The sequence below is a fragment of the Polaribacter sp. Z014 genome (assembly GCF_023555435.1).
In the GTDB taxonomy this organism is placed as follows: domain Bacteria; phylum Bacteroidota; class Bacteroidia; order Flavobacteriales; family Flavobacteriaceae; genus Polaribacter.
Genome location: NZ_JALCZP010000009.1, coordinates 56,698 through 75,896, shown reverse-complemented (window position 1 = coordinate 75,896; position 19,199 = coordinate 56,698). Strand labels below are relative to the sequence as shown.

The following is a 19,199-nucleotide window of genomic DNA, read 5'->3' as shown; positions in this document are numbered from 1 at the left end:
TTTTATATCCTTACGTTTATCTAAGTTCCAACACTATTCCTCAATCTTTATATCTACAGAAGTTCTAGACTGCCAACCAGTTTTATCCGTTACAGAATATGCACAATGATAATCTCCAGTATCTATATCATTTGGAATTGTAATAGCAATATTAATTTCATAACTAATTACCTCTTCGTCTATGGAATAGTTTTCTATAAATATGAATGGATTTATAGATTGTTTTATATCTCCTAAACTACATTCAGCTACTTGGTCATCATGTGTATGATGGTCAAAATTATGGTGAATATCGATGCTATAAGCAGCCAATGCCTTATTATCTGTAACTTTAGCTCTAAAACTATAGGTTTCTCCTCTTTTTAATACGGCACAACCTTGCGGAAATCCTTCGTTATAATTGATGCTTATGGTTGGTTTCTCTTCATCTTTATCAATATTATTTTCACTAGAACAAGAAGAAATTAGTATTATAAATGATAAAATATAAAAATGTTTTAATCTAAATTTCATGGTAATTCGATTTAAAACCGCACAGTATAAATAAATACTATGCGGTAAATTTTTATTTAATTAAGCAGTAATATCTATATGAGTTTCATACTCTTTGGTATTTCCATCTTCATCTTTTACTGTAAAAATGATATGATACTCGCCAACAGGAGCAGTTGCAGGAACATCTATATGCTCATGAAATTCTACAGATGTTTGTTCGTGGTAACTTCCTGAAAATTCTTGTTCAAAATCCCACTCTACCTCTCCAGCCCCAACAGTAAGTCCGTGTGCATGAGCATCCACAGAAATACTATGAATACCATTTACAGCATCAATTTTAAATTCTGCATGAAAATCATCGCCTCTAGCGACAGTAGTATCAATAGAAATTTCACTTAAAGTAATAACATCTAAAATTTGAATATATCCATCTACTTCTGTGCTATTTCCTAACTCATCTACAACTAATAACTCTACATGATATTCTCCTGCAGGAATATTTGTAGGCACATCTACATGTTCATGAAAAGTAGGATTAATTACTAAGTAGTTTGTATCTGTAAATACTTGTTCAAACTCCCATTCTACTTCATCATCACCAGCAACTAAGTCATGTGAGTGAATAGAAAGTGTAATACTACTTACAACAGCTTCTGCCATAATTTCTGCTTCTAAATGAATGTCTGATCCTTTATAAGCTACTTGATCTGTGGTATGTTCACTACCTTCTCCATACTCAAAACCGGAGATTATCGGGGCATTTAAATCGATATTATCATCACTACTACATGATTGTAAAGTAATTCCGACAAAAGCGATAATTGCTAAAAATTTAATACTTGATTTCATCATTTTGGTTTTCATTTGTTTTAATTTTAATTGATCATTGATTTTTCGATTAATTTTAAAAAGGTATGGTTAGGGATAACGATAGATTTCTACCTGCTTCTGGCACATCTATCAATCGGTAAAAACTGGTGTGATTGTAATATTTGGTATTAAATACGTTATTCAGTTTTACACGCATTTCTATGGGAGTCTCCTTTTTAAACACATTTATTTCTGATGAAAAAGACATATTTAAGACTTGATAACCTGCCGTTTTTTCTTCCGGAGGAACAATTTCTTCTTGAGATGCAGTTATTCTATAATCTGCCACTAATTGCGGCTTTTTAAAAAATAACAGTTCTTTAAATTGATAATTGGCAGATAATAACCCCGATAATGGCGGTGAAAAAGGCAAAGTAAATCCTTCTTTTGGTCCGCTTGTTTGTCTAGAATACACATACTCTACAGAAGCATCTACTTGCAAGTTTTTATTAAGGGTGGCATTTGCTCTAAACTCTCCTCCTATTCTAAAAACCTTGGCTTGGGTGTATTCATAAATTTGTAAGGTTTCGTAATAATTAGAAGTCGGATTTAAATAAATATAATTGTCAAAAAAGTTTACAAACGGACTCACACCTACACTAAACCATTTTGTAGTATGATCTATATCCAAATCTAATTGATATGATATTTCTGGGTCTAAATCTAAGTTTCCTCTTTCATAACGATACATGTGATAGTTCACTCCATCAGAAGCCAACTCATTTGCCAAAGGCATTCTAAAACTTCTACCTACATTTACTTTATACGTTGTGTTATTGTTGATATAACTCAAACCCAAAGAAGCGCTTAAATTTCCAAAATTCAACACTTTATCTTTCGCCCTTTGTAAAAAAACAGAAGATGTAGATCCATCGTTATTTTTGACGGTTGATGGAAACCAATCTTTATACGTTTTGGTATCTAACAATCCGTAATCATAACGCACACCTGCTAAAACGTGTAAATTATTATTGATTTCAAATTGATCGTATCCAAATATACCCGCTGTAAAACGATTGTATTCTGGAATTAAAAATCCCCAACCATCAATAGTATTATCTTGATATTCCATATTTAATCCAACAACCATATCGTGTTGATTGTTAGGTTTAAATACATCTCTAACATTTAAAGAATAGGTGTTTTTATGAAATACACGTTCTTTTGTATCTGACGGTTTTGGCATATAACCATGCGGAACAGGTTCTGAATGCTCTTCTCTATGATTATTTTGATAACCAAAATCGAAATGCAACGTAGAATTGTCTTTCTTTATAGACGTATTGTTGGTAATTTTAAAGTGATTTACTTTATGAAAAGGTAAATCGATATCTCTACTAGAAGCATCATAATCGATACTAGAAGTTCTTACTTCTAAACCATGCGCATTTGCAAAAAATCCGTTTTTTGTATTTACGTTGCTAAAAACAGTTTCCGATGTAATTTTATCATCAATAAAACCAACACTTACACTTGCATTTGCCTCGTTACCTGCCGTGTTTCTTAAATTATTGTCATGTAAATCAAAAATGTAATTTTCATAATTAATTTTATCCGTAGGCACTTTGTAATCTCCATAATCTCTATAAGTTAATCGTGCGCGATAAAACCAATGCTCTTTTCTAGATTCAATTCCTGTAGAAATTCCTACTAAATCATTATTGGTTTCTCCCAAAATATTGACTTCCCCTTTAAAAGTATTTTCTAACGGAATTTTATTGGGTTGAATATCTACAACACCTGCAATTGCATCAGAACCATACAATAAAGAAGCCGGACCTTTTATAATTTGTATATTTTCTATTCCTTGCTGATCAATTTCTAAACCATGATCGTTTCCCCATTGTTGCGCTTCGTGCTTTATGCCGTTTTGCACTACAGCAACTCTGTTAAATCCTAAACCTCTAATAACGGGTTTCGATTGTCCGGAGCCAATATTAATAGTGCTAACTCCAGGTATTTTACTCAAAGTCTGCATCAAACTATTTTCTCTATTATTATTGAGAAACTCTTTAGAAACCGTCTGAGAAACAAACGAAATTTCTTTATTTTTTCTTCCTTTAGACTTGCCCAACACTTTAATTTCTTCTAGCAGTGTAGAAGACTCTTTTAAATAAACAGGAATTGAAATTTTCGCAGATTTAACTTGTACCGTGACAGTTTCTGCATCAAAACCAACATGAGATATTTTAAAAGTATACGTTCCTTGGTCTACATTATTGATGCTGAACTCACCTGTTTCTGATGAAATTGAAAATAGATTTTCGCCAATAATATTAGCACCTTCTATAGGTTGTAAAGTCTTGAAATTTAACACAGATCCTTTAATTTGATAAGAATCTTGCGCAAACGCAATAGAGCACAAGCTAAAAGATAGCCAGATACTCAATATATTTTTAAACATAATTGTATACTATAAGATTTGAAAAAATGCTCTTAAAATAGAACCATCACAAAATCTATACACCGCTATATTTTAAGGATAAAATCTAGGAACTTTATCAACCTTAAAATAAATAGTTTACTAAAATTACAGCTAAGAAAAATGATGCTAGTTATACACTTTCTTTGATAATGATTATATAACATCATCCAAAAAAATTTATAAAAAGCGAGTTAACTCTTTTAAAATAGTTAGTAATAAAATGTATAGAAAACTTATACCATAAAGGGAGGAGGTCGAGAAAAAAGTTCTCTAGGAATAGCATTATTAAAAATAACACTTCTGTAGTTTATTACTATTTCTTGCTGAATAAAAAAATCAATATTTTTAATTTCAAGATCACTAAAATCTGGCGCAAGTGTTGGCGTTAAATTATGAACAATCGCATGATCACATATAAGACAATATGCAGCATGTTCTTTATCATCTGTATGAGACAACACATGAAGCCCTGCCATTTTCATCGATAGAAAAAGTACAAGAAACAGGTATGTAATATTATTTTTATGGCGACTTAGCTTCATTAAGCTATTAAAAAATCTAAAAAAAGAGATAACTATTTTATTAAAATTAACTTAATGCTTATAGCATTTCTTACTCTTCAATAATTTCCAATTGGTATAATGAGCAAAAGCAATTAAAGAAGCTCCGATAACTATATTTATAACCTCAAAAAGCTCCGATAAATTAAGTCTCCCTAAAACTACAAATAGAAACCCAAAAATAGCATAGACCAAAGGTTTTACATTTTGATGTGTCTTTATATAACTTGGCCACAAAGAAATTAAAATAAAAAAAAGTCCGAAACTAATAAACGTACCTTCAATATATTTATTCCCTAAAAAATGCAGACTACTTAAAGATGAAAATGAAAGAATTAATGGTATTGCTGCACAATGCACTGCACAAATTAAGGAGCTTGAAAGCGCAATAATATCTATGGTATTGTTTTTAATTTTCATTTAATTCTATTTTATAGTACTTGCAGTCATTAATAAAACATTACAATACCACCTATTAAAGCAACAAAGTCGCATTACAAGTTTGCAAACATATTATATTTTTTATAATATTGCAATAGAATCGCATTAATTATTGCAAATAAATCGCATTAAGATGAAAAGAAGAAGTACTCCTACAAAAGAAGCTGTTTTAAATGTATTAACAAAAACAGGAAAAGCAATGAGTCAGGATGCAATTGAAAAGAAAATAAATATTGACATCAACAGGGCTACCATTTACCGCGTATTGAATCGTTTTTGTGATGATGGAATTTTACATAAAGTGGTTGCGGAAGACGGTAAACAGTATTTTGCATTATGTTTAGATTGCGATAAGGAACATAAAACAGTGCACCACTTTCATTTTAGATGTTTAAAATGTGATACCATAGAATGCTTGCCGGGTGAAGTTAATTTTTCAGTTCCAGATAACTATTTGGTTGAAAATGTAAATTGTGTTTTAACCGGAACGTGTAAAGATTGTTCTTAATTATTTTTCATTTACCTTTTTTTAATCTATGAGCTCTAAACTATTTCGATTACTAAAATTAAAAAACAACAACTTTACGCTCAATTTTAATTAAATTATTTCTCTACTTGATAAACGATTTAAATATTAATATTCTGCTGATATATCAAAAAATATTAATTTCTTATTTCTTTCTATATAGCGATCTTTAACAAAGAAAATTCCATTAAAAAAAATCCTATAAACAATAATTGTTTAGTGGTTTATATTTAACAATCCTTTAACTACAACCTTTTAAAGCATCCTCTAATTTCGCAAATCTAAACCAACAAAATATGAAATATTTAATACTTACAACCCTTTTAATTACATCTTTAATAAGCACAACCAAAGCACAAAGCAAACCTGCCTATCAATTATTTAAAAATAATGGAAAGACTGCTAATTACAACAAAATGATTAAAGATCTTGCTGATAGTGATATGGTGTTTTTTGGCGAATATCATTACAATCCTATTGCACATTGGATGCAATTAGAAGTAAGTAAAAGCTTATTTGAAATAAAAGCAGACTCATTATTCTTTGGAGCCGAAATGTTAGAAAGCGGAAATCAATTGGTTTTAAATGAATATTTATCTGGATTGTACCCAGAAAGTAAAATGATTCCTGAAATGACACAAATGTGGAATAATTACAGCACCGACTATAGACCTTTGGTTGAATTTGCTAAAGAGAATAAGCTGCGTTTTATTGCTACAAACATCCCTAGAAGATACGCTTCTTTAATTAGTAAAAAAGGAATAAGTGCTTTAAAAGAATTAAGCCCTGAAGCACTTGCATTGATTGGTCCTAATTTAGAAACATATTTTGATCCTACTGTAAAAGCATATGCAGAAATGGCCGATAATATGGGTGGACATGTACCTCCAAATATGCTTAACATACAAACAGCACAAGCCGCAAAAGATGCTACTATGGCACATTTTTCTCTTAAAAACTTTAAAAAAGGAGATTTATTACTTCATATAGAAGGTTCATATCATTCTAATTACAACCAAGGAATTATGTGGTGGATTCATAAAATTAAACCTGCATTAACATTAAAATCAATTACAACCGTAACAGCATCTGAGTGGAGTGCATTAACTAAAGAGCAAAAAGCAACCATAGCTAATTATATCATTGTTGTTGCAGATAATATGACACAAACAGAAAACTAATTGTTTAAATTTAGTATTTCTTTTTAATGAAAAAATCCCAGAATAATTTCTGGGATTTTTAGTATCAATAAAAAAAAAAGGGGGACAATAAGTTTAGTGTATTTTATTTCCTTTCTCATCAAAATACATTACATCTCCAAATTTTTCTAGCGTCCCTTTTAATTCAGAAACTTTACCTTTAATATAAATAACAGATTTAAAAGGATCTATATATTTTTGAGACATTGCCATAATATCATCTACATTTACCTCATAATATTTTTCTACTTTACTTTGTAAATAATCATCAGGTAAATTATAATCATCTTTTTGCATGGCAAACGTAATATATGGTATTGGCGCAATTGCATTTAAAGATCGTGTATAACGACCAATTAAACTGTTTTTAGCTATTTTTAAATCTGATGCGCTTACTTTTCCATTTCTTAATCGCAACATTTCTAAAATAATGTTTTCTATTGCATACGCAGTTTGATTATTACGTACACTTGTACGAACAGTTCCTGTACCACCAACGGCAGAAGCGCCAACAGAAGATCTAATAAAATAACAAAGCCCTTTATCTTCTCTTAAATTTTTATATAAATAGGATAATTGACTTGCTCCAAAAATTTCATTTAACACCTGTAACTTAATATCATCTTTAAAATAAGTATATGCATCCCCTAAATGCCATCTAAAAGAAATATCAGACTGAACTGCATTTGGCGCATCTACAACCACTATTTTCCTTTTTTTAATAATAGAAGTTTTTTTATTTATAGGGCTATTCTTAACATAAGGTTCTCCAGATTTCCAAGCACCAAAATAACGCATCATTAATTCTTTACATTCTTTTTCTGTAAAATCTCCAACAACTACTATTAAAGAATTATTAGATACAATTCTATCATTTTTAAAGTTTTCAATATCAGAAACTGTTAAACCATTATAATTAGCTTTCACTTTTTCTTGAGTTTCAATAACTTTCTTCTCATTGCCAAATAACAAGGAATCTATAATTTTTTCTATCGAAAACTGTTTTTTAGGTGTATTTACTTTTGATATTTTCTTCTTATCTTTTTCAATCTGTTCTTCATGTTTTTTTTGAATGTAACTATCAGTAATAACAGGATGTAATAGCGCATCAGCATAAACATCTAACAACATATTTACATCTTGCTTCATCCCTTTTATTGTACCACCATTCATACTGGCATTTAACATGGCTCCATAATATTTGGTTATAGAATCAATTTCTCCGTTAGGATATTTTGCTGATAGTTTCTCAAAATATGCTGAATTTAAAATTTTCTTTTCTGCAAGCTTTGTTTCTTTATCATAACCTGGCAACTCTATATTTACAGATATTGTAAATTTTGGATACTCTTTTACAGGAGCCAAATAAATACGAAGTCCGTTGTTTAGCTGTATAGGAATTAATTTACCTACATTTAATTTTGCAGGCTCATCTGCTTCTGGAGGCATAGAACGATCTACTTGTGCAATAGCCTTAAAGCTAAAACAAATAGCAAATATTAATATATAAATATTTTTCATTTTTACTAAATTATTCTGGGTGATAAACAATTACTACTTGATTCTTTTTATCTAAATATTTTTTAGCAACTCGCTGAATGTCATCAGTTGTTACCTTATTAAAATCATCTATAAGATTTCTAATGTCTGATGTTTTATTATATAAATGATAATAATTAGTTACCTTATCTGCAAATGTTTCTGCATGATAAAAGTAGTCTACATGAGCAGATTCGAATTGCTTTTTTACTTGTTGCAATACAACAGCATCGACAGGCTCATTTTTTAAAAGCGTTATTTGTGCTTCTATTTTTTCTAGTAAATAAGGTTCACTATTTTTATTCTCAACATTTGCGGTAATACGCAATGTTCCTTCCTTTTCCCAAAAATCAACTGAAGATTTAATACGTTTAATAATGGTGTCTTTCTTTAAATTTAGATGATTTTCAAAATAAGAGTAATTACTACTACCAGATAAAATAGCATTTATTATTTGCATCGCAGGAGCATCTGCATCACTTTGTGACATTAACGGATATCCTACTAATATAGATTCTTCTTTTAAGCCTTTTACAGTTCTTTCCGTATGTTTTTCGACTCCAGATATTCTATCAAATTTTATAGGTCTTTTTATCTTTTTCCCTTTCGGGATATCTTTAAAATAAAGCTTTATCCATTTTTTAGTTTCTTTAATATCAATATTACCAGCAACCACTAAACAGGCATTATTAGGAATGTAATAAGTCTTTAGAAACGCATCAAAATCTTCTTTAGAAGCAACATTAAGGTCTTCCATAGAACCAATCATATTATGTCCGTAAGTTTCATCAGAAAATAGTTTAGACATCATTTCAAAGTAAGAATTACCCAATGGTTTACTATCATAACGCATTCTTTTCTCTTCCTTTACAATCTCTCTTTCACGATTAATACCTTCTGGCGTAATTACAGGGTGTAACATTCTTTCTGACTCTGCCCAAAGCCCCAATTTAAATTCGTGTGCAGGCAATAATTGATAATAATAAGTTACATCATAATTGGTATATGCATTGCAATATCCACCAGCATCTAAAATAATTTTCTCAAATTTTCCTTGCGGAATATTTTTTGTTCCATGGAATAAAAGGTGCTCGTAAAAGTGTGCATATCCTGTTTTCCCTATCTCTTCATTTTTAGAACCTACATGGTATTTAGTCCCAACAATTACATTGGGTTCGTTTACATCTTTATGAAGAATAACATGCAATCCGTTTGCTAAATCATATTCTTCAAAATGAACATTGTCCAACTTTTGCCCACAAATAACCAGTGGAATAAAAAAGATGAATACTTTAAATAATGACTTCATTTTTTTAATTTAAATTTTATAATAATACGAACTCTTTATAGCAGAAAGCTTGTGTATCCATTAAAAATACAATTTAAGCCCAACCACTAAACTTAGATAATCATCGCTTTTTGAAACATAATTAATTGCTTCGTTAGATAAGCTTGTCGCTTGCCAATAATCACCAGTAAGAGAACATTCTAAGGTATTCTCGTTTTTAAGTTTTACATTAAAACCTAATTTGGTGTTTAAATTAAAAGAGCTGGTTCCTGTATAATCTGCAACGCTATTTCCAATCCAATCTACATAAATGTTGTTGGCTGCATAAGGGTTATGTTGCATATCTAAAACATGGTGATATAAACCAGAAACATTTGTAAAAAATGCCACTTTTGTAGAAACATCTTTATGCAAGCCAAGAGCTACTTTAGGTTCTAAAAACTGATAATCGAATTGATACGCATAGTTTAAATCTAATTGTTCTACATTAGAATAATTTACTCCTAAGCTCACTTTATTCAATAACTTTTTATAGAATAAAATGTTTGCCTCAGTTTTAAAATTATAGTTTGTAGCATTAAAGTTTTTAGCATAATAAGTACCTAATTCTTGCCAAACTTTCCCTTTCCCTTTTAAATATTCGGCATTTAAATTAATAGATAATAAACTATTTTTTTTATACTGATTAAACACAACATTAAATTGTTGATTTAAAAAGCTATACTTCGTTAATTCATCATTCTCTTCTACTCTTACAATGTTTTTATCTATCCATCTTTCTGCACCGTATTTGGTTGCACTTTCTACAGATAAATCCCAATTATTTTGTTTAAAAAGCCAATGCAATTGTAATTGAGGTATTACTCTTTTGGTTTGAAAGCCGTTGTCTATATTTTTTATATAAGACCCTAAACCCGTGTTTAAGTAATAGTTTGCAGTAACCTCTGTATTATTTTCTGGAAACTTATTTCCTAATTCAGAATCTGTTTTAAAAAACTCTGTACTTAAAGCTAAACTCAATAAATGTTTTTCGTTAAACTGATAACTTGCAGAAAGCTTCCCATTAATTTTTAAAGCCGTTAGCTCATTTCTAGTATCTGTTTTTCTAAAATAAAAATTGGTATCATAGTTTAAATAGCCTCCTAAACTTAATTTAGAATTTACTTTATGAGCCGCACTTATTTCAAAATTATAATTCTGATGATTCCATAAACCTGTTGTTTTTTGAAAAAAGTAGTATGGAGAATTATACTCCGAAATTCCGTAGGTTAAATTATTTTCTACATCTTCAATTCTAGTATTTAAATATTCTAGGCTACCATAAAAAGTCCAATTTGTATTTTCTAAGGCCGCTAAAGAAGCTGTTTTAAAATACAATCCGTTTTGTTTTTTATATTCTTGCGGATGTCTTAGTTTTCCTTCACCATACAAATATTTTGTGGTTCCATAAGAAAACTTTGTAAGATTAGATTGATTGATTAACGATGGAATTTGAAAATACCTGCCTTCAAACAATTTAAACTGAAAATCTCTCTCAATAACAGAAAGACTATCTATTGTTGATGATTGCGCAAAACTACTGAACACACAAAATAATAAAGAGAATGTTAAAAACACTCTCTTTATTGTTACACGGTTTCTTTTTTTATTTGTTATAACCATATTTATCTGGAAAATCTATTGCTTCAAAATCTATAGTTGAATTGTTTGTATCTAATAAAATAGTTCTACCAAAACGAGCAGTAGCTACTTCATCAATTTTTCTTCTATTACTTAAACCTGTATATGAAATTGCTCCATCAGCATTTAAATAAGTAAAACCACCATCTATAGAAGAAGGCATACGTTTAAAACCTACTGCTGCTGAATTTTCTAAAATATCTACGCCATCTACAATATTTTCAATAGAAATTTTCATTACTTTAAAGGTAGAAGTAGATCCTGGTTCGGTATAATCTACAATAGCAGAAGCATCAAAAGTTGCATCACTGTTAACTAAAACAATACTTCCTGGTGTAGACAATCTAAAAAAGTTAGTCCCTTCAAATATATAAGTGTTAATCATGTTTGGTACCGCTGGGTTATCAAACTCAAAGAAAGAATTTCCAGTACGCCCTTGTGCTTCTAACCAATCTATAGAATAATGCTCTAAAGTTGCATCTGTATTATCTAACTCTCCATCTGGATTTGCACTTGCTTCCTTATAATTAATAGCGTTTAATGCAATTACAATACTTTTACCAGCAGCTACAGGGTAATCTGTTCCTGTTCCTGGTATTTGACTCATTACATCTGTATACACATAATTTTCATCAGTTAATACCGAATAAACTGAAACGTCTCCTGTTCTACCAGAATCTCCAAATAGATTCGCGATATACATACCATCCGCATATAAAGTTTCTGATGAGTTATTAAAGATTTCAACAAACGAATCTTTAAACAAAGTAACATAACCAGATCCAGATGTGTATATTTCTTTAATAACCAAACCACCGTCTTGGTTAACCGCATTTACTTCTACTGTTGTTGCTACAGTTTCTTGTCTTGCAATTATTATATTATTTGCAGTACCACTTAAAGTATATTCATCTGTAGAATGTGCTACTACCGCGGTATAAGTTCCTACAGGAATATCAGAAAAAGTTGCCAAACCATTTGTATCTGTATTCATTGTTAAAGTAGAATTATCTATAGTTTGTGTAATTGTTACATCTATATCTGTTAAGGATATATCACTAAGACCACTTGCTAATGTTACTTGAACTTCTAAATTTCCTAGATTAGGAATATCCTCGTCGCTATCACAGCTAACTATTACTGATATTAATAGAAATAATGCAATTAACCTTGTTAAACTTACTCGTTTTAAATTCATTTTTTTCATGTTGTTGTTGTTTTACTGTTATTGATTTATTTTTATTTAATTAATAAGGTTAAATTAAAACCTACTGATATTTTATTATTCAATGTTCTTCTACTTCCTAAAAACTCATAAGTTGGGTTGTTCCATGGAGCGTTATTGGCGTAAAAACTAAAAGAATGTCCTTGTTTAGTTTCTTTACGTATCTGCAAATTAAAATTGCTGTAAAAAGGAGTTGCTGTTGTGGTATATGAATTTCGATCTCTTTTTAAGTCATCAAATTCTGGATCCATTCTATTTTCTTCAGGAATTTCTATATAAGTTCCATCTATATCATAATATGCAAACGGATATAAACCTACACCGATATACTGGCTACTTTCCTTAAAGTTTAATTCCGCTGAAAGCGTTAGCACAAACCTTAAAGAAGGTATATGCTGAATTAAAGTTAAAGTACCAAAACTTCTAATTGCCTTTGTTAAATTATTTTCATAAACACCATATCTTACAGAATTGTCGCCAACAACATAACTAGATTTATCAATATCAAAACCTGTATTTGTTACCACACTTTCTAAATAACTATATCTAAAATTAAATTGCGTATTGGTTGCCTTTATTTTCTTTGGACTTATAGTGGCTTCTACCCCATTGGTAGCAACGTAATAATTGTTATTCATTACACTTACCGTTCTTGGTATGTTATTTACCTCTCCGGTAGGCTCAACTGTTGGTTGCACTCCTATTGGCGCATCTATTACTTCATACACAGCTTTTGGTAATAATAACAACTCGTCTGTTGTAGAAATACCTCTACGCATGTCTTTCTTAAAATAGGTGAAATTAAAATTCATAAAAGAAGGAGACCAATCAAAACCAACTTCCTTCAAATCGGAATAATTAGGTTTTAAATGCTCGTTTGTAGGTTGATAAACATAGGTTGTTACAATTGCTAAACGTTCGTCTGGATTCTCTGCATAATATTGAAAATTGATATAATCTATGTACGATTTTCCTGGGTACAATTGCACCATTGCCGGAGCTTTGTAAGAAACTCCCCAAGCTCCTCTAACCTTAAAATTATTATGTTTTGATGAAAAAGACATACGTGGAGACAGCAAATTATAGCGTTCTAACATGTTATCATATCTAAGTCCTAAATTTAATTGTTGGTTAGATGTCTCACCAGATCTTTTTATAATTGTTTGATGATAAGCAGAAAAGGTTTTAGAGGCCGGAATTTTCTCAAATGTTGCAGATCTACTCCCAGCAATATCTTGTGTATGCGCAATATTACCAGTAGCAACTCTACCGCTACCTGTATTATCATCAAAAGAATACTGCAAACCAGTTTCAAAATTAAAATCTAAACTCTTATAACTTGCATTTTGAGATGCCTCAATTCTTCCATTTAAATTGATGGGTTTACCTTTAATATCTCTAGTTTGATTAAATGCATTCGGAGAATAGTTGGTATTATAAGTTCCGCTTTCTATAGATTCTATAATAGGAAAAGGTCCGTTAATAACATAAGTATCATAAAAAGAATGTTGATTAACAACACTACCGCTAAAATTATAACTTACTTTTCCTAAAAGTGATGAACGAAAATCTCCAGAAAGCGTTGCTTGATAAGAAGTACTTTTTACATCTGCTTCATTCTTAAAAACTTCTTCTGGTTCATGACGATTTCCATCATCTGAATGCCCAATTCGTAGAGAAGTAAAATGATTCCATTTAACACCTTTAAATACGGGTAATTTCCAACGCAGTCCTAAATTAAAACTTTGATAAAATAACTTACGTTCTGTTGGTGCTCCTGAAGAATAAGCATAAGATAAATCTGTATTTAAAACACCTAATTTATTTAACTCATATCCTTTAGCAACAGATGCTTGGTAATTTGTAGATGAAACATTAGCAGAAACGATATAAGGAGATTTACCAACTTTACTTTTTACTAAAATTCCACCAGAAGATAAATTCCCATATTTTGGTGATGCAATACCTGTAATAATTTCTACAGATTCTACATTTGCTAAAGTTATACTTCTTAAATCTACACCACCACCAACAACAGATTTCCCACCATCTAAAGTAGATGAATTTTTTGTTTGCATATTTGCATCTGTACTAATTGCCGCACCATCTAAAATAACAGCAGTACCAAAAGAGTTTACATCAGAACTTACTGCACTTCTTAAATTAGCTTGTTTTGTAGAGGTTAAGTTTGTTTGTTCCATTTTATTACCAGGAATTAAACTTAACACATCGCCTAAGTTCATTGCCTGAACTTGTTTCATTGCTTGACTTCCTATTTTATACGTAGATGTTCCTTCTCTACTAACTGTCTTTTTTGCAGTTACTACAACCTCATCTAAACCTAATAAATCTTCATGAAGTATAATTTTAATATTAGATAAATCTGATTCTAAAGACAAATCAATTTCTGCTGTTTTATACCCTAAAAGACTTACATTTAATATAAAATTTTTATGAGGTATGGTCATCAAAAACTCACCATTTTTATTCGTAAAGGTTCCGAGGTTTAAATCTGTAACAATTACGTTTACATCAGAAAGTGGTCTTTTGTTATCGTCTATAATACTACCTCTAACATCTATTTTTTGAGAAAAATCTATTTTTTCGATAGCAATCGTATTATTTTTAAGTAATTCTATGTTATAATATCTTTTAGGTAGCGCTTTTATCAGCAAGGTTTTTGCTTTTATGGTACCTTCTTTTAAATGCATAGGAGAAACACCCTTAAACATATCTGACCGATAAATAAAAGTATAATCTGTTTGTGCTTGAATAATGTCGAATATTTGATCTACAGTTACGGTTTTATCCTTATTTATTTTAATTTCCGCATTTTGAGAAATAACGTCAATTGAGGTAAAACTAAACACTGTAGAACAAAATAATAAAAATACTGTCCTCATAATAAAATTTTGAGTTCGCTTTTTGAGCCACTCTTGAGTAAAATTAATTTTCATAAATTTGTAAAGTATTAGTTATTCTTTTAATTAATATTTCTTTGGGGATAAAGCGATGTACTTTGAGCGGTATTGACTTTATCCCTTTTTTTTTATTTTAAAATTATTTTGCTATCGTTTACGGTATAATTTAAATTAGAGCTTCTTTTAATCGGAATTAAAATTTCTTCAAGTGTCATTTTTTTACTTAAAAGACCATTAAACTTAATCGTTTCTAATTTTTTATTTTCAAAAACAATATCAACATCATACCACCTAGATAAAACTTTCATAATTTCTTTTAAAGTTTTATTTTTAAATGAAAAAGAACCTAACCTCCAAGCAGTTTCATTGTAAATATTAACCGTTTTTATAGCAATTTCTCCTGTTGATTTACTAATAATAGATTGTTGCCCTACTTTTAAATTATCTTTAAAAGCAAAATTACTAACAGCTACTTTTCCTTCTGCCAAAGTAGTATATACACTTTCTTCGTCTTTGTAGGCTTTTATATTAAACTCTGTTCCAAAAACTTCTACTTCTTGTAAATTAGAAATAACTTTAAAAGTTGCGCCATTATGATTTTTACTTGACGATACATCAAAATAAGCTTCTCCATAAACCAATTCTACTTGCCTAGTTTCTCCTTTTTTAAATACTGTTGGATATTTTAATTTGGTTTCAGAATTTAACCAAACTTGCGTTCCATCTGCCAACGTAATTTGAAACTCTCCTCCTCTTGGAGTCGTTAAATAATTATAAGCTATTTTAGATTCCGTCTTATTTGTTTCAACTTTATCTTCAAGATTAATTATTGTTTCTTGCTCTTTTTTATAAATAATCTCTTCTCCATTACTTGCTACCGTCTTATTATTATAAACTGTACCTGCTTCTAAAATAATATTAGATCCATCATCTAATGTTAAAGTTGCTTTATCTACACCAGATTCTACAGTTGTTACAAATGTGTTTAAAACCTCTGCAGGTTGTTCTTTATTATCAAAAACATATATGTATGAAAACATAAATACAACCACTGCCGCTGCTGCATATCGAGACCAAACGGGGAGAATCCTTAATTTAGATTTCTTTTTAGAATCAATAGAATGCCTTATTTTTTTATAAGCAGCATCTAAATCTGGTTTATTCATTGCGCTATCTATATCATAAGAGGTTTTTATGTATTGCTCAAATGTATTTTGATTTTTTTCCTTTTTTAACCACAACTTAAGAGCATCCAACTCTTGGTCTGTAATTGTATTGGCGATGTATTTTATTATTATTTTCTTCAACAGATTGTCTGTTTTATTAAATTTATATTAACATTACGTTGATTTTACAAAATACCCTTAGCTAAAATCTAATTATTTTTATCATATTTGTTTTTTTAAAAAAAAATTAACCAAAACAATTTTGAAAATCCCTATAGAAGACTCTATACTAGCTATTAATATTAAAAAAGATGATGAAAAGGCATTTAAAACATTATTTGATCGTTACTATAAAAAACTAGTAGATTATTCCTTCAGTTTTACGCACAATTTGCAAGAAGCAGAAGATATAGTGCAACAAACCTTTATAACCCTTTGGACTAATCGAAAAAAAATAAACACAGAAAAATCAATTAAAAGTTATTTATACAGAATTACTCAAAACAGTTATATAGATACTTATAGAAAACAAAAACATAAGGAGAGTTTTTTTGATGAAATTAAAGAACGTGCTTTAAGCAATAGAATTAATGATGATGATGATTTAATAGAGCAGCGAATTTCAAAATTAAAAATTGTAATTGAATCTTTACCCGAAAAATGTAAAGAAATTTTAAAAATGAATAAATTTCAAGGACTTAAATATAAAGAAATCGCAGATCAATTAGATATATCTGTTAAAACAGTGGAATCTCACATGCATACTGCCTTTAAAAAAATACGTAAAGCTTTTAAAGGTGACGATTTCTTTTTATTTGTTCTCTATAAAATTATTTAATTAAGATTCTTTTTGTTAAAAAGAATCCTTTATTCAATTTTTAATACTCCGTTCTTATTAAACTTCTCTAATTTTAATTACTATACCTTACTAAAAGAAAAAATCCATTTTATGAATCAACATATAATCTAGCTCTTTTAATAGTTTTGCAAACATAACTAATTATTTTTATTTAGACTTAATTTAAATAATAAAACTTTTACGCATAAAAAAGACCTTGAACAAATGTCCAAGGCCTTTTCGTCTAACCAAACTTAGTATAAAAACTAACTACTACTATCTTTAAGGATCTTTTTAGATCCGTATATCAATCCCAAACTTATTAGAAACAACATACCTATTAAATTATCTATAGGTAAACCCGGAGGTGGTGGTGGTCCTGCAGGCGGTGGAGTCATTGTTTGACCAAAACCAAAAACCGGAACCATAAAAACTATTACTATAAGGGTAATCTTTTTAATCATATTTATTGTTTCTTATCTATATGACTCATATTAGTTATAAAAGTCACTACAAATAAAAAATAAAATTGCCTTTTCTGTAAATATTTTCGATGAATGGTACTTTAATGGAGGTATTGCTTAATCATTAAGCGATGTTCAGGAATGCTCTTATCGTAGTTTTCTACTAATAACTCTAGTATTTGCGGGGCATTAACACCAATTTCTTTTTTATGCTGATATCTTGATACATATAAATTATAAATATCATTATTTTTTTCAAAAATTAAAAAATGGGTATCATTTAATTCTGTGAAACTAATTTCATTTCCAGAAAAACTATCTGATCTATCTAAAAAGAAAGGTGAGAACTCGTAATATTTAAAAACATTTTCCATAAATAGATATTTTTTTGAAATTAATTCTTTTCGATTATACCAATTCTGCAGACAAACCTAATTGTAATAATTTAGAACATCTTGGTTCTAAATCTTTAAGTTCCCCAGATTTAACCGTGCATTTTCCTTTATAATGAACCAAGGTTGCACATTGCTCTGCTTGCTCAAATGAATGATCACAAACACTAACTAAAGAATCTATTACGTGGTCAAAAGTATTTACATCATCATTATGTAATACTATTTCATGCTGAAAGACTTCTTGTTCTAAGACATTAACCTCTTCTTGTATTTTTTCTTTTGTACTCATAATCACAAAATTACAATTTATTGTATTTTAATGCAACCCAATTATTTCTTTCTATAACAGTATCTAATTTTAAATTGTATTTAGAAACTTCTGCATCTATAATTGGTATATCTTCTTGATAAAAACCACTTAATAATAGAATTCCATTATCATTAAAACAATTAGCGTACGCTTGCATGTCCATCAATAAAATATTTCTATTGATGTTCGCAATAATCACATCATATTTTTTATTGATTAAAAGGGAAGCATCTCCTTCAAAAACCGAAATATTTTTACAATTATTTCTATCTACGTTTTCTATTGAGTTTTCATAACACCAATTATCAATATCAATGGCGTCTATTGGGTTTGCTCCTTTCATTTCAGCAAAAATTGCTAAAATTCCGGTTCCACATCCCATATCTAATGTTTTTTTACCTTCTAAATCTAATTGCAATAAATGTTGCACCATCATGTGAGTTGTTTCATGATGACCTGTACCAAAACTCATTTTTGGTTCAATTACAATATCATATTTTAGATTTGGATTTTCATGAAATGGTGCACGAATACTTACGATATCTTCCACCTGAATAGGTGAAAAATTCTTTTCCCATTCTGCATTCCAATTAGTTTGTGCTATTTCACTGTGGTTGTGCTCTATAGAAAACTCTTCTGAATTTATGACAAAAATATCGTTTAAAATATCCGCATTCCAATCGTCTTTTTGAATGTAAGCCGTTACTCCGTTTTCATTTTCAACAAAACTCTCAAAACCAACTTCTCCTAATTCTGCAATTAAAATTTCTGTTGCTGGTTCTTTTGGGGTTACTGTAAAATTGTATTCTATATATATATTGTCCATAAACTTCGTGTAAAAAAAAATGCATCGAGAT

The 19,199-nt window shown here is 29.6% G+C and carries 18 protein-coding genes; 3 read left to right on the top strand and 15 right to left on the bottom strand.

Annotated features, from left to right (window positions below; genetic code table 11):
• Nucleotides 1-33: 33 nt before the first annotated feature.
• The 5 genes from MPF19_RS11860 to MPF19_RS11840 all read right to left on the bottom strand — a co-directional run bounded on the left by MPF19_RS11860 (nucleotide 34) and on the right by MPF19_RS11840 (nucleotide 4,770).
• On the bottom strand, nucleotides 34-513 hold the full coding sequence (locus tag MPF19_RS11860; RefSeq protein ID WP_249988419.1) for a DUF4625 domain-containing protein: 480 nt from the start codon (nucleotides 511-513) through the stop codon (nucleotides 34-36).
• Nucleotides 514-573: 60 nt separating this feature from the next.
• Nucleotides 574-1,359 carry a DUF4625 domain-containing protein gene (locus MPF19_RS11855; RefSeq protein WP_249988418.1) on the bottom strand — a complete coding sequence of 262 codons (786 nt, stop codon included), beginning with the start codon at nucleotides 1,357-1,359 and terminating at the stop codon, nucleotides 574-576.
• A 40-nt stretch (nucleotides 1,360-1,399) separates the two neighbouring features.
• Nucleotides 1,400-3,769, bottom strand: coding sequence for a TonB-dependent receptor (locus MPF19_RS11850; protein ID WP_249988417.1), 2,370 nt, complete (start codon nucleotides 3,767-3,769; stop codon nucleotides 1,400-1,402).
• Nucleotides 3,770-4,023: 254 nt separating this feature from the next.
• Nucleotides 4,024-4,266: a hypothetical protein gene (locus MPF19_RS11845; protein ID WP_249988416.1), complete on the bottom strand. Its 243-nt coding sequence runs from the start codon at nucleotides 4,264-4,266 to the stop codon at nucleotides 4,024-4,026.
• Nucleotides 4,267-4,383: 117 nt separating this feature from the next.
• On the bottom strand, nucleotides 4,384-4,770 hold the full coding sequence (locus MPF19_RS11840) for a MerC domain-containing protein (protein WP_249988415.1): 387 nt from the start codon (nucleotides 4,768-4,770) through the stop codon (nucleotides 4,384-4,386).
• 154 nt (nucleotides 4,771-4,924) lie between these two features.
• Here MPF19_RS11840 and MPF19_RS11835 point away from each other — a divergent pair, with 154 nt between their 5' ends.
• Both MPF19_RS11835 and MPF19_RS11830 read left to right on the top strand, forming a co-directional pair.
• Nucleotides 4,925-5,299 (top strand): Fur family transcriptional regulator, encoded by a 375-nt coding sequence (locus MPF19_RS11835; protein WP_249988414.1) that lies wholly within the window; start codon nucleotides 4,925-4,927, stop codon nucleotides 5,297-5,299.
• A gap of 314 nt (nucleotides 5,300-5,613) precedes the next feature.
• Nucleotides 5,614-6,498, top strand: coding sequence for a ChaN family lipoprotein (locus tag MPF19_RS11830; RefSeq protein ID WP_249988413.1), 885 nt, complete (start codon nucleotides 5,614-5,616; stop codon nucleotides 6,496-6,498).
• A gap of 93 nt (nucleotides 6,499-6,591) precedes the next feature.
• Here MPF19_RS11830 and MPF19_RS11825 read toward each other — a convergent pair whose 3' ends face one another.
• The 6 genes from MPF19_RS11825 to MPF19_RS11800 all read right to left on the bottom strand — a co-directional run bounded on the left by MPF19_RS11825 (nucleotide 6,592) and on the right by MPF19_RS11800 (nucleotide 16,476).
• Nucleotides 6,592-8,037, bottom strand: a complete 1,446-nt coding sequence (locus tag MPF19_RS11825; protein WP_249988412.1) for a M16 family metallopeptidase — start codon at nucleotides 8,035-8,037, stop codon at nucleotides 6,592-6,594.
• 10 nt (nucleotides 8,038-8,047) lie between these two features.
• Nucleotides 8,048-9,364, bottom strand: a complete 1,317-nt coding sequence (locus MPF19_RS11820; protein WP_249988411.1) for a M16 family metallopeptidase — start codon at nucleotides 9,362-9,364, stop codon at nucleotides 8,048-8,050.
• Between the two features lie 60 nt (nucleotides 9,365-9,424).
• On the bottom strand, nucleotides 9,425-10,960 hold the full coding sequence (locus MPF19_RS11815) for a DUF6850 family outer membrane beta-barrel protein (RefSeq protein WP_249988410.1): 1,536 nt from the start codon (nucleotides 10,958-10,960) through the stop codon (nucleotides 9,425-9,427).
• Between the two features lie 28 nt (nucleotides 10,961-10,988).
• Entirely contained in the window at nucleotides 10,989-12,230 is a 1,242-nt protein-coding gene (locus tag MPF19_RS11810) for a DUF4876 domain-containing protein (RefSeq protein WP_249988409.1), read from the bottom strand.
• Nucleotides 12,231-12,262: 32 nt separating this feature from the next.
• Nucleotides 12,263-15,151, bottom strand: a complete 2,889-nt coding sequence (locus MPF19_RS11805; protein WP_249988408.1) for a TonB-dependent receptor — start codon at nucleotides 15,149-15,151, stop codon at nucleotides 12,263-12,265.
• Nucleotides 15,152-15,297: 146 nt separating this feature from the next.
• The gene (locus tag MPF19_RS11800; protein ID WP_249988407.1) at nucleotides 15,298-16,476 is read right to left on the bottom strand and encodes a FecR family protein; all 1,179 of its coding nucleotides are present in this window, start codon (nucleotides 16,474-16,476) and stop codon (nucleotides 15,298-15,300) included.
• Nucleotides 16,477-16,597: 121 nt separating this feature from the next.
• Between MPF19_RS11800 and MPF19_RS11795 the strand changes: the two genes are divergently transcribed.
• A complete protein-coding gene (locus MPF19_RS11795) occupies nucleotides 16,598-17,173 on the top strand; it encodes an RNA polymerase sigma factor (RefSeq protein WP_249988406.1) in 576 nt (191 codons plus the stop codon).
• 266 nt (nucleotides 17,174-17,439) lie between these two features.
• Here MPF19_RS11795 and MPF19_RS11790 read toward each other — a convergent pair whose 3' ends face one another.
• From MPF19_RS11790 to prmA, 4 genes are all read right to left on the bottom strand, one after another.
• The gene (locus MPF19_RS11790) at nucleotides 17,440-17,637 is read right to left on the bottom strand and encodes a hypothetical protein (RefSeq protein WP_249988405.1); all 198 of its coding nucleotides are present in this window, start codon (nucleotides 17,635-17,637) and stop codon (nucleotides 17,440-17,442) included.
• Nucleotides 17,638-17,738: 101 nt separating this feature from the next.
• Nucleotides 17,739-18,011: a hypothetical protein gene (locus MPF19_RS11785; protein ID WP_203391873.1), complete on the bottom strand. Its 273-nt coding sequence runs from the start codon at nucleotides 18,009-18,011 to the stop codon at nucleotides 17,739-17,741.
• 34 nt (nucleotides 18,012-18,045) lie between these two features.
• On the bottom strand, nucleotides 18,046-18,321 hold the full coding sequence (locus MPF19_RS11780; RefSeq protein WP_249988404.1) for an ATP-dependent Clp protease adaptor ClpS: 276 nt from the start codon (nucleotides 18,319-18,321) through the stop codon (nucleotides 18,046-18,048).
• 10 nt (nucleotides 18,322-18,331) lie between these two features.
• On the bottom strand, nucleotides 18,332-19,168 hold the full coding sequence (prmA, locus tag MPF19_RS11775) for a 50S ribosomal protein L11 methyltransferase (protein WP_249988403.1): 837 nt from the start codon (nucleotides 19,166-19,168) through the stop codon (nucleotides 18,332-18,334).
• Nucleotides 19,169-19,199 lie beyond the last annotated feature (31 nt).

Excerpts from the sequence above, each read along its gene's own strand:
- MPF19_RS11860 (WP_249988419.1), bottom strand. The coding sequence starts at position 513 with ATGAAATTTAGATTAAAACATTTTTATATTTTATCATTTATAATACTA.
- MPF19_RS11855 (WP_249988418.1), bottom strand. The coding sequence starts at position 1,359 with ATGAAAACCAAAATGATGAAATCAAGTATTAAATTTTTAGCAATTATC.
- MPF19_RS11850 (WP_249988417.1), bottom strand. The coding sequence starts at position 3,769 with ATGTTTAAAAATATATTGAGTATCTGGCTATCTTTTAGCTTGTGCTCT.
- MPF19_RS11845 (WP_249988416.1), bottom strand. The coding sequence starts at position 4,266 with ATGGCAGGGCTTCATGTGTTGTCTCATACAGATGATAAAGAACATGCT.
- MPF19_RS11840 (WP_249988415.1), bottom strand. The coding sequence starts at position 4,770 with ATGAAAATTAAAAACAATACCATAGATATTATTGCGCTTTCAAGCTCC.
- MPF19_RS11835 (WP_249988414.1), top strand. The coding sequence starts at position 4,925 with ATGAAAAGAAGAAGTACTCCTACAAAAGAAGCTGTTTTAAATGTATTA.
- MPF19_RS11830 (WP_249988413.1), top strand. The coding sequence starts at position 5,614 with ATGAAATATTTAATACTTACAACCCTTTTAATTACATCTTTAATAAGC.
- MPF19_RS11825 (WP_249988412.1), bottom strand. The coding sequence starts at position 8,037 with ATGAAAAATATTTATATATTAATATTTGCTATTTGTTTTAGCTTTAAG.
- MPF19_RS11820 (WP_249988411.1), bottom strand. The coding sequence starts at position 9,364 with ATGAAGTCATTATTTAAAGTATTCATCTTTTTTATTCCACTGGTTATT.
- MPF19_RS11810 (WP_249988409.1), bottom strand. The coding sequence starts at position 12,230 with ATGAAAAAAATGAATTTAAAACGAGTAAGTTTAACAAGGTTAATTGCA.
- MPF19_RS11805 (WP_249988408.1), bottom strand. The coding sequence starts at position 15,151 with ATGAGGACAGTATTTTTATTATTTTGTTCTACAGTGTTTAGTTTTACC.
- MPF19_RS11790 (WP_249988405.1), bottom strand. The coding sequence starts at position 17,637 with ATGATTAAAAAGATTACCCTTATAGTAATAGTTTTTATGGTTCCGGTT.
- MPF19_RS11785 (WP_203391873.1), bottom strand. The coding sequence starts at position 18,011 with ATGGAAAATGTTTTTAAATATTACGAGTTCTCACCTTTCTTTTTAGAT.
- MPF19_RS11780 (WP_249988404.1), bottom strand. The coding sequence starts at position 18,321 with ATGAGTACAAAAGAAAAAATACAAGAAGAGGTTAATGTCTTAGAACAA.
- prmA (WP_249988403.1), bottom strand. The coding sequence starts at position 19,168 with ATGGACAATATATATATAGAATACAATTTTACAGTAACCCCAAAAGAA.